A 14,641-nucleotide genomic window follows, 5' to 3' on the forward strand; every position below is an offset into this window, starting at 1 on the left:
CGTTAAGCAACCTTCCGGGGCCTGTTCTCACACTGTACACCCGCCAAATCCTTGCGAATCAGGGGGTCCCCCGTGCAGGGGGGCGGCCAGCGGGCCCTGTTGACCGAAGCTTTGGGAGCCTTCGTTCTGTCCGGTGTCTCGCTGACAACGAGAAAGTTACGCGATGGCTCCAGAGCCCCTCACACCGGGGGGGTCAACCCGGTTGACCGGCCAAAAGCCGCCGTCGAGAGGGTTGTCCGGTGCTCGACGGCCGGCCTGCCGGTCCGGCCCTCGTTGTCCCCACTGACGCAGAGCCGTCCTGGAAGCTGTCGGAGGGTCCCTCTAGCCTCGCCGCCGACGGGTGGGAGGAGGGATCCGGGTGCACAGCGCGTTCACCTACCTGACGGTGGGCAAGTCAGAGCTCTACCGCCAGGTCATGCTCGCCTTCGTCGCCGCCAAGCGTCGCTTCACCGTGCACCTGCGTCCCGAGGACGTCCACGCGGCGCTGGGCGGCGCACCCGATCTCGTCGCGGTCGCCGACGCGCTGGTGGCGCTGGAGAGCTGGGGCAACCTGCGATCCGATCCCGACACGAGCCGCGTCACGACCGTCGAGGACTTCCACCGCGCCCGCTTCCTGTACCAGCTCACCCGCGAGGGCGAGGCCGCCGAGGAGGCACTGGCCGTCTACGACCACGCGCTCGGCCGCCGCGGCGCCCTGCAGGCCGTCGCGCTCACGGACATCGCCACCCAGCTGCGGGCGTTGCTGGAACTGGCGGCCGCGCCCGACCCGGATCCGGCGAAGGTGCACCTGTTGCTGCGGGCGCTGGTCGACCGCTTCACCGACCTGGCAGCCAACGCGCAGGCGTTCATGGGGTCGCTGCAGCGTTCGATCGACCTGCACGACGCCGACGCCGACGCGTTCCGCGCCTACAAGGACCGCCTGATCGACTACCTGCAGCGCTTCATCACCGATCTGGTGGCCACCGGAGCGGAGATCGCCGGGTTGGTCGCGCGGATCGAGGAGGCGGGGGTCGAGGGGTTGCTCGACACGGCAGCGCGCCGGGAGGCGTCCGACGCCGCTCCGGGCGCGGGCCACGACAATGGCGACGATCCACGCGAGGCCGAGTTCGCCCGCCGCGCGGGGTTGTGGCGGGAGCGCTGGGCCGGGTTCCGGGCGTGGTTCGTCTCCGCGCCGCAACACCCCAGCCAGGCCAAGCTCCTGCGCTCGCAGGCCCGGGCCGCCATCCCGCAGCTGTTGCACGTGGTCGCCGCGCTCAACGATCGGCGCACGGGGCGCTCCGACCGGTCGGCCGACTTCCGCACGCTCGCGCTCTGGTTCGCCCAGGCTCCCGACGACGCGGCGATGCACCGGCTGTGGCGCAACGCGTTCGGGCTCTCGCCCGCCCGGCACCTGACGATCGACGCCGACACGCTCGCCGCCCGCGAGGACGAACCGGTGCCGGCGAACACGCCCTGGGGCACCGCGCCCCCGTTGGAGATCAGCCCCCGGCTGCGCCGCACCGGCAGCTACGAGCGGCGCGGCAGGCCCTCGCGCGTCGCCGACCGGTCCGAACAGCGCCGGCACCTCGCGGAGCTGGCCGCGAAGGAGGCCGCCGAGCTCGCCGAGGCGCGGGCGGCGCTGACCACCGGTCGCCCGATCCGGCTCTCCGACATCGAGACGCTCGACCAGGAGCCGTTCCGGCTGTACCTCGGCCTGCTCGGCGATGCGCTCACCGCCCTCACCCCCGGCCGTCGCGAGGTGGCGACCACGACGTCCGACGGGTCGATGGCGGTGCGGCTCACGGTGCTCGACCAGGCTCGCGAGGTCGCCATCCACACCCCGATCGGCGTGTTCCGCGGTCCCGACCACCTGGTCCACATCGTCGACCTCACGACGGAACGCGCGGAGCTGACGGCATGAGCAGCGCTCTCGACGCCGTCACCGCGGGCCGCCGGTCCGAGCTGACGAAGGCCGCGCGGGCGCTGCTGCGCCGCCCGGTGCTGCGCGCCCACGGCCCCGACGCCGAGCTGGTCGTGCTCGTCCGCCGGCACGCGAGCGAGCTCCGCGCGTGGTTCGACCGCAACACGGGCTGGCGGCTCGTCGTCGACAGCGAGGTGGCCCGGCTGGCCAAGACCGTGCCCGACACCGGCGACGCCACCCATCCCGCGCGCGACCCCCGCAACCACAGCGTGTTCTCCCGCCGCCGCTACGTGCTCGCCTGCCTGGCGCTCGCCGTGCTCGAGCGCGCCGATGCGCAGATCACGCTCGGGCGGCTCGCCGAGCAGATCGTGCTCGCGGCCGCCGATCCGGACCTGACGGCCGCCGGGGTCACGTTCGCGCTGGAGCGGCGCGAGGAGCGCACCGACCTGGTCTCTGTGGTGCGGCTGCTGCTGGACCTGGGTGTGCTCGCCCGGGTGGCCGGCGACGAGGACGCGTTCGTGCGCCACGACGGCGACGCGCTCTACGACGTGGAACGTCGGGTGCTCGCCGCCCTGCTCGCGAGCCCGCGAGGTCCGTCCACGATCGCGGCGGCGGCCCACGAGGAGCGGCTCGCGGCGCTCACCGAGGAGCTGCCCGCCACCACCGACGACCTGCGCAATCAGCAGCTCCGCCACCGCCTCACCCGCATGCTGCTCGACGAGCCGGTCGTCTACCACGCCGATCTCGACGAATCCGAGCTCGCGTACCTCACCAGCCAGCGGCATGCGATCACCAGCCGGATCGCCGAGCTCACCGGGCTGGTCGCAGAGGTGCGGGCGGAGGGAATCGCGATGGTCGACCCGCTCGACGACCTCACCGACGTCCGGATGCCCGAGACCGGCACCGAGGGCCACGCCACCCTGCTGCTCGCCGAGCACCTCGCCGGCGCCGACGGCCCGGTGCCGCTTCCCGCCCTGCACGAGCACGTCCGCGCCCAGGCCCTTGCCCACGCCACCTACTGGCGCCGGGACGCCACCGCTGCCGGGGCCGAGGTCGAACTCACCGAGAAGGCGCTGCGCCGGCTGGAGGCGCTGCGCCTGGTCCGGCGGGCCGGCGACGAGGTGCACGCACTGCCCGCGCTGGCGCGCTACGCCATCGGCGAGCCGCAGGTCCAGGAGGCCAAGCGATGACCACCCTCCCCGAACCCGGCCGCGACCGCTGGCAGCCGTTGCGCGCCGGCCTCGTCGACCTCTTCTACTACGACGTCGAGGAGTTCTGGTTCCACGACGGTCGGTTGCTGCTGCGCGGCAACAACGGCACCGGCAAGTCGAAGGTGCTGGCGCTGCTGCTGCCGTTCCTGCTCGACGCCGACCTGTCGCCGCACCGCGTGGAGCCCGACGCCGACACGAAGAAGCGGATGGAGTGGAACCTGCTCCTCGGCGGGGAGCACCCGCACCCGGAGCGGCTCGGCTACTCGTGGCTCGAGTTCGGCCGGCGCACCGAGGACGGCGGCACGGAGTTCCGCACGATCGGCTGCGGGCTCAAGGCCGTGGCCGGGAGGGGGATCGCGCGCCACTGGTTCTTCGTCACCGACCAGCGGGTCGGCACGCAACTGCACCTGGTCGACGCCACCCGTACCGCGCTCACCCGCGAACGCCTCACCGATGCGCTGGCCGATCACGGGCACGTGTACGACCGCCGCCAGGACTACCGGCGCGCGATCGACGAGGCGCTGTTCGGGCTCGGCGAGCAGCGCTACGGGGCGCTGGTCGACCTGCTGGTGCAGCTGCGGCAGCCGCAGCTGTCGAAGCGGCCGAGCGAGAAGGCGCTGTCGGATGCACTCACCGAGGCGCTCCCCCCGCTGGACCAGGCGGTGGTCGCCGACGTCGCCGAGGCCTTCCGCAGCCTGGAGGAGGACCGCGACGAGCTCGCCGCGATGGTCGAGGCGCACGGGTCGGCGCAGGGGTTCCTCGGCCACTACCGGCGCTACGCCGCGGTGGCCGCCCGCCGCCGCGCCGAGCGGCCGCGGCAGGCCGAGCAGCGCTACCGCAGCGCCCGGGAGTCGCTCAACTCGGCCGACGAGGCGTACCGGGTGGCCGACGCGGCCGCCAGGGCGGCACAGGTTGAGCTGGACGAGCGGGGCGCCGAGGCCGAGCGGCTGCAGGCGCGCGATCGGTCGTTGCGCACGAGCCCGGAGATGAAGACCGCTGACGAGCTGGAGCGCCTCGCCGAGGAGGCTCATCGGCGGCGCGGTGACGCGGACGCCGCAGCGCGGCACGAGCGACACGCGGTGGACACGGTGGCGAGCCGGCGCGACCGGCGCGACAGTGCCTCGGCCCGTGCTCGCGGTGCCGCCGGCGAGCTCGGGGAGCTCCGCGGCAGCACCACCGCGGCGGCCGAGGCCGCCGGAATCGGGCCGCAGCACGCCGCCGAGATCGATCTCCGGTTGCCGACCGGCTCCGAGCACGGCCCGGCCGCGCCGGCATCCGCCCCCGAGGCACTCCCCCCGCCACGGGATGCGGCCACCGGCGGCCAGGGGGCGGGGGCCGCGAGCGAGCGGCAGGTGCGCAGCCTGCGCCAGACCGCCCACGAGCTGATCGTCCGGCAAGAACGCGCAGTCGCTCACGTCGAGGGCCTGCTCGCCGGCGAGGCCGAGGCCACCCGGGCACTGCTCGGAGCCCGCGAGGCGGTCGAGCGCCTCGCCTCGGCACAGGCTGCGCTGGCCGAGCGGCGCGCCGACGCGAGCGCCGACGTCGACACGCGAGGCGTCGACCTGTGCGCAGCGGTGCGCGCCCATCTCGAGGCGGCCGCCGAGCTCACCCTGCCCGACGTCGAGGGTGTGCTCGCCGCGCTCGAGCCGTGGACCGGCACGCTGGACGGCCCGAACCCGGCCCGGGCCGCGGTCGATCCCGCCGGGCGCTCCGCCACCGAGGAGCTCGCACGGATCGGCGCCCGGCTCGAACGGCGCGGGGACGAGACCGCCACCCGGGCCGCCGAGATCACGGCCGAGATCGAGCGCCTGGAAGCGGGCGAGCACGGTGTCCCGCCGCCCCCGCACACCCGCGACCCGGACGTCCGGGCCGACCGTCCGGGTGCACCGCTGTGGCAGCTCGTCGATTTCGTCGACGACGTGCCCGACGTCGAGCGGGCCGGGCTGGAGGCGGCCCTCGAGGCGTCAGGGATGCTCGACGCCCGGCTCGACCCGGACGGGTCCCTGCGCGACCTCACCGGCGACGTCCTGCTCGCTCCCGAGCCGCACGCGCCGCACCCGCCCACCGCGCTGGCCACCGTCCTGCGCCCGGCGGCCGATCCGGCCGACGCGCGCGCCGCGGCCGTGCCGGAGCAGGCCGTCGCCGCGGTGCTCGCGGCGGTCGGGCTCGGCCACGGACCGGGCTCGTGGGTCGACACCGGCGGCCGGTACCGGGTCGGGGTCCTCACCGGCGCCTGGAGCAAGTCCGCCGCTCAGTACGTCGGGCGCGGGGCACGCGAGGCCGCTCGCCGCGCCCGGCTCACCGCCCTCCGCGTCGACGCCGAGCAGGCGGCCGCCGAGCAGGCTGCCATCGTCGAGGAGCAGCGGGTGCTCGCGCAGCGGCGCAGGAGGCTCGCCGAGGAGATCGACGGGCTACCGGCCGACACGGCGCTGCGGGAGGCGCACGCGCACGTCGCTGCGCTTGCCCGCCAGGATGCAGACCTGGTGCGCGAGCGTCGCGCCGCCGACGAGCTGCTCGCCGAGGCCACCACGGGCGCCGACGCCGCGCGGGAGGCGCTCGTCGCCGGCGCCGCGGACGTCGCGTTGCCGGCCGACCGTCGGGCGCTCGCCGCGGTGCGCACCGGCCTCACGCAGTACCGGGTCGCGCTGGCCGGGCTCTGGCCCGCTGTCCAGGCGCTCGCCGCCGCCCGCGAGAACGAGCAGGACACCGCCGCCGAGCTGGCGGCCGCCGAGTCGGCGCGTCAGGAGGCTGCCGCACGCACGGCCGAGGCCGGGCGCGAGGCCCGGCGCAGCGCCGAGGCGCACGCCACGCTGGAGGAGACGCTCGGCGACACGGTGAAGGAGCTGCACGCGAAGCTGGCGCGGGTCGCCGAGCTGATCGCCACGAACTCCGATGCCCAGAAGACCGCGAACCAGGCGCGCCTGCGCGCGGTCAACGACCAGGGCCGGGCCGACGGGCTGCGGGAGGCGGCCGGTACGGAGCTCGAGAACGCCACCACCGAGCGCGCGGACGCCGCCGAGGCGATGCGCCGGTTCGCCGCCACGGGGCTGATCGCAGTGGCCCTTCCGGATCTCGCCGTCCCCGATCCGGACGGAAGCTGGGCGCCGGACCCCACCGTCCGGCTGGCCCGCCAGATCGATCAGGAGCTGGACGCGACCACGGCCGACGACACCGCGTGGGATCGCGCGCAGCGCCGCGTCACCGACGAGCTCAAGACGCTCACCGACACTCTCGCGCGGCAGGGCAACACGGCCTCGGCGCAGCTGCTGGAGGACGGCATCGTCGTCGAGGTCGTGTTCCGGGGCCGGCCGGCCACCGTCCCGGAGCTCGCCGATGCGCTGGGCCGCGAGGTCGCCGACCGGCAGCGGCTGCTCGACGAGCGCGAGCGGGAGATCTTGGAGAACCACCTGGTCAACGAGGTGGCGAGCACCTTGCAGGAGTTGATCGCCGAGGCCGAGCGCCAGGTGCAGCGGATGAACGTCGAGCTCGCCGAGCGGCCCACCAGCACCGGGATGCGGCTGCGGCTGGAGTGGCGGCCCCGCGAGGACGGCCCGGCCGGTCTCGCCGAGGCGCGGCGGCGGTTGCTGCGGCAGAGCTCGGATGCCTGGTCGGGCGAGGATCGCGCGGCCGTCGGCGGGTTCCTGCAGGACCGGATCGCCGAGATCCGGGCCCGCGACGAGACCGGCACCTGGCTGGAGCACCTCACCACGGCGCTGGACTACCGCGGCTGGCACCGGTTCGTGATCGAGCGCCACCAGAACGGCCAGTGGCGCCCCGCCACGGGGCCGGCGTCGGGCGGTGAACGGGTGCTCGCGGCGAGCGTGCCGCTGTTCGCGGCGGCTTCTGCGCACTACGCCTCGGCGGGCAACCGGCACGCGCCGCGGCTGGTCACCCTCGACGAGGCGTTCGCGGGCGTCGACGACCACGCACGCGCGAAGTACCTCGGGCTGCTCGCGGCGTTCGACCTCGACGTCGTGATGACCAGCGAACGCGAGTGGGGCTGCTACCCCGAGGTGCCCGGCCTCGCGATCGCCCAGCTGGCGCGCACCGACGGTGTGGCCGCGGTGCTCGTCACCAACTGGCGTTGGGACGGCGAGCAGCGCACCCGTGCGCCGCGTCCGGTGGCCGTGACCACCGGCGCCCCGTCCCTCCCGCAGGCCCAGGACGAGGAGGTGGCGCTGTTCTGAACCCAGCCGATCCGAACACCGCCGATCCGAACACCGCTGACCCGAAGCCGGCCGACGACCGCCTGCACCGGCTGCTCGGCGGTGCGGAGCTCGGCTGGCTCCGCGATCGCGTGCGCCGTCGCCTCGAGCGCGGCGAACCGATCTCGGGCACCGTCACGCTGTCGGCCGCCACTGCGGAGCAGCGCGACGCCATGGCGCGGCTCCTCGGCCGCCGCCCACGCGGCGGCGCCACCGTCAGCGTCCGGCTGGAGGACGTCGACGCGCTGCTGCGGCGCTCGGGAGCGCATCCCGGCGGGCTGGCGGACGGCGTCGTCGCGCTCACGGGTCCGGTCCACAACCGCGCCGAGGTCGCCGCAGCGGCCGAAGCGGCGTGGAGCAGGGCGTTCGGGCCACTGCACACCGCGGTCGCCGACCGTCCGGAGCTGCACGAGTGGGCGCGCGGCCTGCGCGAGACGGGCGCGGTCCGGCGCGTCGCCCGCGACCCGGACACCGCCCGCGAACTGCTCACCCGGCTTGCGGCCGTGCTCGCCGCCCTTCCCACGGAGCCGGAACCGGTGGGCCGGTTCGCCGAACGGATCCTGGGTTCCGCACACGCCCTCGACACCGACCGTCCGCTCACCGGCCTCGTGTTCGGCGCCGCCCGCGCGCTCGGCGCGGTCGGCGAGGGGGCGGGGGCGCCATGGCGGCGGGAGGTCTGGGCGTCGGTCGGGCTGGTGCGCGACGAGCTGTCCAGCACCGTCCTGGTGCTGAACCTGCCCACCGCCACCGGCACCCCGACCGGCCGGGTGCTCGCCGAGCTCCGCGAGGCCGGCGAACCGGTGGTGCTGACGTTGCGCCAGCTCCGGCAGCCACCCCAACTGCCGGCGAGCGGTGCCACCGTGTCGATCTGCGAGAACCCGGTCGTCGTGGCGGAGGCCGCCGAGCGGCTGGGACCGGCCGCCGGGCCACTGGTGTGCGTCGGCGGCCAGCCCGGGGTCGCGGTCATGACGTTGCTGCGCAGCCTGGCCGGGCAGGGCGCGGGCCTGCGCTACCACGGCGATTTCGACTGGGGCGGGCTGCGCATCGGCAACCTCGTGTTCGGCCGGCTGCCCGCAGTGCCCTGGCGGTTCGACGCCGACGCCTACCGGCGGGCGGCCGCCCTCGGCGAAGGGCGCCCGCTCGCCGGTGAGCCCACGACCTGCGGCTGGGACACCGACCTCGACGCGGCGATGCGGCAGGTCGGACGTGCGGTGGAGGAGGAAGGCGTGCTCGACGACCTCCTCCACGACCTCGTCGACCCCGCCGGATCCGCCACGGCAACGCGCCGGTGAGCCGCTCGGCGCGAGCCGGCTGGGCCCAGCGATGAGTCCTGGCCGCCGTCGCGGTCTCTTCCTCAGTGCAGGCCGGCCGGTCCCGCACGAAGGAGGATCACGATGCCCACCCAGCAACCGACGTCCGAGCGCAACCTCGACGGGTACGGCACCCCGGCCATCGCATGGTCGCGGGTCGAGGAGGCGCTGACCGAGCAGCAGACCCAGGCGCCCGGCACGGGCGGGCCGGGGCGCCACACGCACTGGCTCACCACGACGAACCCGGACGGTTCGCCGCACGTGCGGCCGCTCGGCGTCATCAGCGTCGACGGGGTCTGGTACTTCACCTCGGGGCCGGGCACGCGCAAGTCCCGCAACATCGCCCGCGACCCCCGCTGCGTGGTCGGCATCGCCACGCAGCCCTTCGACCTGGTCGTGGAGGGGACGGCGGAGCGGGTCGTCGACACCGACCGGCTCCGGACGGTCGCTCAGGCCTACGCCGACCACGGCTGGCCGGCGAGTGCCACCGACGACGGCATCACGGCCGAGTTCAGCGCGCCCTCGGCGGGACCGCCGCCCTGGCACGTCTACCGCGTCGTCGCATCCACGGTGTTCGCGATGGGCACGGCGGAGCCCTACGGTGCGACGCGGTTCGACCTCGCCGCACCGACCGCGGGCGGCTGACGCCGTCAGGTCAGCCTCAACGACGGCGTGTACATGTCCAGCCACATCGCGAAGTCCCCGCGCGTTGCGCTGCAGGTTCGCCACGTAGCGGGGGTCCTGGGTGGACGGGTAGGGGGACTTGATCGCGAACTGCGGTCAGCTGCTGGGCTGCTGCGTCGCGGCCGCGGGCGCCGCGAAGAGCAGGAACGCCCGGGCTGCGGGAGAGAGGTCGACGTCGCGGTGGACGACGGAGGCCTCGAGCCGCTCGTCGGTGACGAGGTCGTGGACGACGAGGCCGGCCTCCCGGGCCAGCGCCCGCCACGCCTCGGCCATGATCGCTATCCCGGTGCCGTTCAGCACCATCGGCAGGACCGCCTCCCGGTGCTCGGTCTCCACGACGGCGATCGTCGACCGGTTCGCCGCGATGACCTGGTCCGCCACCCGACGCATCCCGGTGCCCGGCTGGCCGATGATGAGCCGCTGGCCCTCGAGCCGGTCGTAGGTCAGCGGGCCGCGTGCGGGCAGGTTCGCCTCCCGGCAGGAGACGACGATGAAGCCCTGCCTGGTCAGCGGGTGCACGACGAGGTCCTGGGCGTCCGGCGTGGCCGTCACGGCCATGATCCCGAGTTCGACGCCGCCGGAGCGCACGAGCGACATCACCGTCTGCGGGGTCCCGGCCGCGCGGATCGAGATCTGCACCATCGGGTACCTGCGCACGAACCGGTCGATGACGGCCGGCAGCGGGTCGACCGCCTGCGACGGCATCGTCGCGATGAGCAGGCGCCCGGTCCGCAGCCCGTTGACCGCCTCGACGTGGGCCCGGGAGAGCTCCATCCAGTGCAGGACCTGGCGGGCCGGGGCGATGAGCGCCTCGCCCGCGGCGGTCAGCTGCAGCCGGCGGCCGGTCCGGGTGAACAGCTCGGCGCCGAGGTCGCGCTGGAGCGAGTGCAGTGCCTGCGAGACCGACGGCTGCGCGACGAAGAGCTTCTCCGCGGCAGGGTGGACACCGCCTTCGTCGACGACGGCGAGGAAGTACTGGAGCTGCCGGACGTCCACAGCGGCACGCTACCGGTCGATGGGGCGCAACCTATGGATTCGCCGTCCGTTTCGGACGACACGCACACTGTGGGCACCGTCGAATAAGCATGGCTTATCAATGCTATCGGATGTTGGTCTTGGACGCCGCCGTGCCGCCGGCGGTTCACTCCGTTCCGGACCGTCCCACCCGAACCGGAGACACGATGCCCAGCACCGCACGCACCTACCGCATCGCGACGATCCCGGGCGACGGTGTCGGCCGCGAGGTCGTCGACGCCGGGCGCGCCGTCCTCGACGCGGCCGCCCGCAGCGCCGGCGGGGACTTCGCGTTCGAGTGGACCGAGTTCCCCTGGGGCTCGAGCTACTTCGGCGAGACCGGCCGGATGATGCCCGAGGACGGCCTGGAGACCCTCGAGGGCTTCGACGCGATCTACTTCGGCGCCGTCGGCTGGCCCGGCGTGCCCGACCACGTGAGCCTCTGGGGCCTGCGCCTGGCGATCTGCCAGGGCTTCGACCAGTGGGCGAACGTCCGCCCGGTCGTCTTCCACCCCGGGGTGACCTCCCCGCTGCGCAAGGCCGACTCGGCCGAGCTGGACTGGGTGGTCGTCCGCGAGAACAGCGAGGGCGAGTACGCCGGGCTCGGGGGGCGCAACTTCTCCGCCCGCGAGGGCGGCGAGGTCGCCGTCCAGAGCTCGCTGTTCACCGAGACGGGCTGCGAGCGGATCATGCGGTTCTCGTTCGAGCTGGCCCGCACCCGTGACCGCAAGAAGGTCGCGAGCGTGACGAAGTCCAACGCCCAGCAGTACGGCATGGTCCTGTGGGACGACGTCTTCCGCCGCGTGGCCGCCGACTACCCGGACGTCGAGACGGAGTCCGTGCTCGTCGACGCGATGGCCGCCCGGTTCGTCCTCGACCCGGAGAGCCTGTCCGTGGTGGTCGCCTCGAACCTCAACGCCGACATCCTGTCCGACCTCGGCAGCGCCCTCGCCGGCAGCCTCGGGATCGCCGCCAGCGCCAACCTCAACCCCGAGCGGCGCTACCCCTCGATGTTCGAGCCCGTCCACGGCTCGGCTCCCGACATCGCCGGTCGCGGTGTCGCCAACCCGATCGGCGCCGTCGCCAGCGGCGCGCTGATGCTCGACCACCTCGGCCGTCCCGAGGCCGCCGACGCCGTGCGCGCCGCGATCGACGCCACCACCGCCGCGGGCACCCTGACGAAGGACCTCGGCGGGTCGGCCACCACCGAGGACGTCACATCGGCGCTGGTCGCGGCCCTGCGCGAACCCGCCGTCGCCCGATAACCCCACGCGTCGCACCGATCCAACGGAGGATCCGATGAAGCGATTCGCCAAGACCGCACTACCCGTCCTCATCGTCAGCGCCATGGTCACCGCCTGCGGTGGCATCGGCGGTAGCGACGATCCCGCCGCCTATCCCGAGCGTCCGGTCGACTACGTCCTCGGCTTCGACGCCGGCGGCGAGTCCGACATCACCGCGCGCCTGCAGCAGGCGCCGCTGCAGGAGGCGCTCGGCACCGAGGTGTCGGTCTCCTACCAGCCGGGCGCCGGTGGCGCGCTCGCGTGGTCGGAGCTGACCCGCACGGAGCCCGACGGCTACACGATCATGGGCCACAACCTGCCGCACATCATCCTCCAGCCGATGATGCGCGAGGACGCCGGTTACGAGACCGAGGAGCTCAAGCAGGTCTACATCTTCCAGTCGACGCCGAACATCCTCGCCGTTCCCGCAGACAGCGAGTACCGGACGCTCGACGACTTCATCGCCGCGGCGAAGGCGAACCCCGGCGCGATCTCGGTCGGCGGCTCGGGCGACTTCAGCGCCAATCACATCGGCACCCTCCTGCTCAACGACGAGGCGGGCATCGAGACGACCTACACGCCGTTCTCCGGGACGGGCGCCGCGGTGCCGGCGCTGCTCGGTGGGCACGTCGACGCGCTCATGACCTACACCCCGATGATCGGCCAGCTCGGTGACCAGATCCGGGTCCTCGGCATCGCCACCGAGGAGCCGATGGTGGGCCTCGAGGCCCACCCGACCTTCACCCAGCAGGGCATCGACCTCGTCGAGGGCGCCTACCGCGGCGTCGCCGTCCCGCCGGAGACCCCGGACGTCATCGTCGAGAAGCTCGCCGCCACGTTCGCGAAGATCAACGAAGACCCCGCGGTCGTCGAGCAGTTCAAGGAACAGCTGTTCGTCCTGGAGAACATGGGCCCCGCGGAAGCCACGGCGTTCACGCAGGAGCGCAAGGCGGTCTACCAGGGCCTCTTCGAGCGCCTCGGCATGCTCTGACGGCTCTCGACCGCGGAAGGGAAGTCCCATGCTCGACCTCCTCGGCGGCGGCCTCCTCGCGAACCTCGCGCCGTCGATGCTGCTGCTCGTGCTCGTCGGCACCGCCGCGGGCATGGCCATCGGTGCCATGCCCGGCCTCAGCGCGACGATGGGGCTGGCGCTGCTCGTCCCGTTCACCTTCGTCATGGAGCCCACCCGGGCCCTCGTGCTCCTGGGCGCCTTCTACATGGGCGCCATCTACGGCGGGTCGTTCACCGCCATCCTCGTGAACGCGCCAGGAACACCGTCGTCGGTGGCGACAGCCCTCGAGGGCTACCAGATGACGAAGAAGGGCAAGAGCGAGCTGGCGGTCGTCGGCGCGACGATGGGCTCGCTCGTCGGCGGCCTCATCGGCGTCGTCGCCCTCATCTTCCTGGCGCCGCCGCTCGCCGAGTTCTCGCTGCGGTTCGGTCCCCAGGAGTACTTCTGGATCGCGATCTTCGGCCTGACGATCATCATCTCGATGGCCTCGGGGTCGCTGGTCAAGGGCCTCATCGGCGGCGTGTTCGGCCTCCTGCTCGCCACCGTCGGCATCGCCCCGGTCGGCGGCGAGGTCCGGTTCACCTTCGGCGAGTCGATGCTCCAGGGCGGCGTGCCGCTCGTGCCCGCCATGGTCGGGCTCTTCACGATCCCCGAGGTCATCCGGCTCGTCGCCCGCAAGGGTCGCGAGGCGCACTTGATCGCCGAGCGCGAGGAGCGCGAGAAGCTGTGGCCGATGGTCCGGCTGATCTTCTCGAGGCCGGTGAACCTCGTCCGCTCGAGCGCCATCGGCACGGTCGTCGGCATCCTGCCCGGCGCGGGTGGCAGCATCGCCAACCTCGTGGCCTACAACGAGGCGAAGCGGTCCTCGAAGCACCCCGAGACCTACGGCAAGGGCGAGCTCGACGGCGTCGTCGCCGCCGAGTCCGCCAACAACGCCACGGTCGGCGGCGGGATGATCCCGACCCTGACGCTCGGCGTGCCCGGCACCCCGCCGGACGCCATCATCATCGGCGTCCTGCTCCTGCACGGGCTGCGCCCCGGTGCGGAGCTCTTCACCGCCTCCGGCGACCTCGTCTACACCTTCATCATCGCGCTGGCCGTCTCCGCGGTCATGATGGTGCCGGTCGGCCTCATCGGCGGGCGGGCCCTCCAGCGCGGCGTCGTCGCGATGCCGGCCCGGTACCTCGCACCCGGCATCACGGTGCTGACGATCGTCGGCGCGTACGCGGTGCGCACCTCCGTCGTCGACGTCGTCATCATGCTGGTCCTCGGCGTCCTCGCCTACTTCCTGTCCCTCGCGGGCATCAGCGCCGCGCCGATCGTCCTCGGGCTCATCCTCGGCTCGATCGCCGAGACCGGGCTCGTGCAGGGAATGCTCACCGCGCAGGGCGAGCCGCAGCCGTGGCTGACGTTCTTCAACCGCCCGCTCAGCCTCGTCCTCATCGTCCTCACGGTGGTCTCGCTGGCCTGGCCGTTCGTGCGGGCGTGGCGGTCCCGTCGGGCCGCCGCCGTCCCCGCCGAGACGCTGAGGAAGGACTGACATGGCCGGACCCGCCACGCTCGACGACAAGATCAACGTTGCCGTCGCCGTCCTGACCGTCGCCGTCGCCGCCCTCTTCTGGTCCCAGCGCAGCTACACGACCGAGTACGGGGGGACGTTCGCCGACCCGGTCATCCTCGCCCTGGGGGCCCTCGGGCTCGTTCTCCTCGCCTTCGGGCTGCTGCGCCGGCCGGTCGGGCGCGGCACCGAGGTGGAGGAGGGGTTGCCGGTGCGCGGGCTCGTGCTCGCCGTCGCGCTGCTCACCGCATGGGTCGCGACCCTGCCGTACCTGGGCTACCTCGTCGGCGGGATCGTCTTCTTCATCCTCATGGCGGTGCTCATGCGCACCGAACGGCCGACGCTGCGCGGCGCCCTCCTCGACGCCGTCGTCGCGGTCGTCGTCGTCACCGCCTTCTACCTGATCTTCACCGAGGTGCTCTACGTCCGCCTGCCCGACCTCGAGTTCTGAGCAGAACGAGGAG

The 14,641-nt window shown here is 73.6% G+C and carries 10 protein-coding genes; 9 read left to right on the forward strand and 1 reads right to left on the reverse strand.

From position 1 onward, the window contains the following. The first annotated feature begins 358 nt into the window (after positions 1-358). The 5 genes from CFP66_RS23850 (at position 359) to CFP66_RS23870 (ending at position 9,271) form a co-directional block, all read left to right on the forward strand. Positions 359-1,900: a TIGR02677 family protein gene (locus CFP66_RS23850; protein WP_233159665.1), complete on the forward strand. Its 1,542-nt coding sequence runs from the start codon at positions 359-361 to the stop codon at positions 1,898-1,900. Further along, the gene (locus CFP66_RS23855) at positions 1,897-3,090 is read left to right on the forward strand and encodes a TIGR02678 family protein (RefSeq protein ID WP_094927382.1); all 1,194 of its coding nucleotides are present in this window, start codon (positions 1,897-1,899) and stop codon (positions 3,088-3,090) included. Before CFP66_RS23850 ends, CFP66_RS23855 begins: the two co-directional genes overlap by 4 nt. Then, the gene (locus tag CFP66_RS23860) at positions 3,087-7,298 is read left to right on the forward strand and encodes a TIGR02680 family protein (RefSeq protein ID WP_094927383.1); all 4,212 of its coding nucleotides are present in this window, start codon (positions 3,087-3,089) and stop codon (positions 7,296-7,298) included. The genes CFP66_RS23855 and CFP66_RS23860 overlap by 4 nt, the downstream gene beginning before the upstream one ends. A gap of 110 nt (positions 7,299-7,408) precedes the next feature. Then, entirely contained in the window at positions 7,409-8,608 is a 1,200-nt protein-coding gene (locus CFP66_RS23865; protein ID WP_233159666.1) for a TIGR02679 family protein, read from the forward strand. 102 nt (positions 8,609-8,710) lie between these two features. Continuing rightward, positions 8,711-9,271 (forward strand): pyridoxamine 5'-phosphate oxidase family protein, encoded by a 561-nt coding sequence (locus CFP66_RS23870; RefSeq protein ID WP_094927384.1) that lies wholly within the window; start codon positions 8,711-8,713, stop codon positions 9,269-9,271. A 135-nt stretch (positions 9,272-9,406) separates the two neighbouring features. On the opposite strand, the gene CFP66_RS23875 is transcribed toward CFP66_RS23870, so the two are convergent. Next, complete coding sequence (locus CFP66_RS23875) at positions 9,407-10,306, reverse strand: LysR family transcriptional regulator (protein ID WP_094927385.1); 900 nt, start codon at positions 10,304-10,306, stop codon at positions 9,407-9,409. A 185-nt stretch (positions 10,307-10,491) separates the two neighbouring features. On the opposite strand from CFP66_RS23875, the gene CFP66_RS23880 reads away from it, so the two are divergent. The 4 genes from CFP66_RS23880 to CFP66_RS23895 are packed head-to-tail and all read left to right on the forward strand — an operon-like array spanning position 10,492 to position 14,628. Continuing rightward, the gene (locus CFP66_RS23880) at positions 10,492-11,589 is read left to right on the forward strand and encodes a tartrate dehydrogenase (RefSeq protein WP_094927547.1); all 1,098 of its coding nucleotides are present in this window, start codon (positions 10,492-10,494) and stop codon (positions 11,587-11,589) included. A 34-nt stretch (positions 11,590-11,623) separates the two neighbouring features. Further along, positions 11,624-12,598, forward strand: coding sequence for a tripartite tricarboxylate transporter substrate binding protein (locus CFP66_RS23885; RefSeq protein WP_094927386.1), 975 nt, complete (start codon positions 11,624-11,626; stop codon positions 12,596-12,598). A 28-nt stretch (positions 12,599-12,626) separates the two neighbouring features. Beyond that, a complete protein-coding gene (locus CFP66_RS23890; RefSeq protein WP_094927387.1) occupies positions 12,627-14,159 on the forward strand; it encodes a tripartite tricarboxylate transporter permease in 1,533 nt (510 codons plus the stop codon). 1 nt (position 14,160) lies between these two features. Next, the gene (locus CFP66_RS23895; RefSeq protein WP_094927388.1) at positions 14,161-14,628 is read left to right on the forward strand and encodes a tripartite tricarboxylate transporter TctB family protein; all 468 of its coding nucleotides are present in this window, start codon (positions 14,161-14,163) and stop codon (positions 14,626-14,628) included. Positions 14,629-14,641 lie beyond the last annotated feature (13 nt).

Origin of the sequence: Pseudonocardia sp. MH-G8 (assembly GCF_002262885.1) — a bacterium.
GTDB lineage: Bacteria > Actinomycetota > Actinomycetes > Mycobacteriales > Pseudonocardiaceae > Pseudonocardia.

Coding starts and splice junctions, on each gene's coding strand:
- CFP66_RS23855 (WP_094927382.1), top strand. CDS start 1,897: ATGAGCAGCGCTCTCGACGCCGTCACCGCGGGCCGCCGGTCCGAGCTG.
- CFP66_RS23860 (WP_094927383.1), top strand. CDS start 3,087: ATGACCACCCTCCCCGAACCCGGCCGCGACCGCTGGCAGCCGTTGCGC.
- CFP66_RS23870 (WP_094927384.1), top strand. CDS start 8,711: ATGCCCACCCAGCAACCGACGTCCGAGCGCAACCTCGACGGGTACGGC.
- CFP66_RS23880 (WP_094927547.1), top strand. CDS start 10,492: ATGCCCAGCACCGCACGCACCTACCGCATCGCGACGATCCCGGGCGAC.
- CFP66_RS23885 (WP_094927386.1), top strand. CDS start 11,624: ATGAAGCGATTCGCCAAGACCGCACTACCCGTCCTCATCGTCAGCGCC.
- CFP66_RS23890 (WP_094927387.1), top strand. CDS start 12,627: ATGCTCGACCTCCTCGGCGGCGGCCTCCTCGCGAACCTCGCGCCGTCG.
- CFP66_RS23895 (WP_094927388.1), top strand. CDS start 14,161: ATGGCCGGACCCGCCACGCTCGACGACAAGATCAACGTTGCCGTCGCC.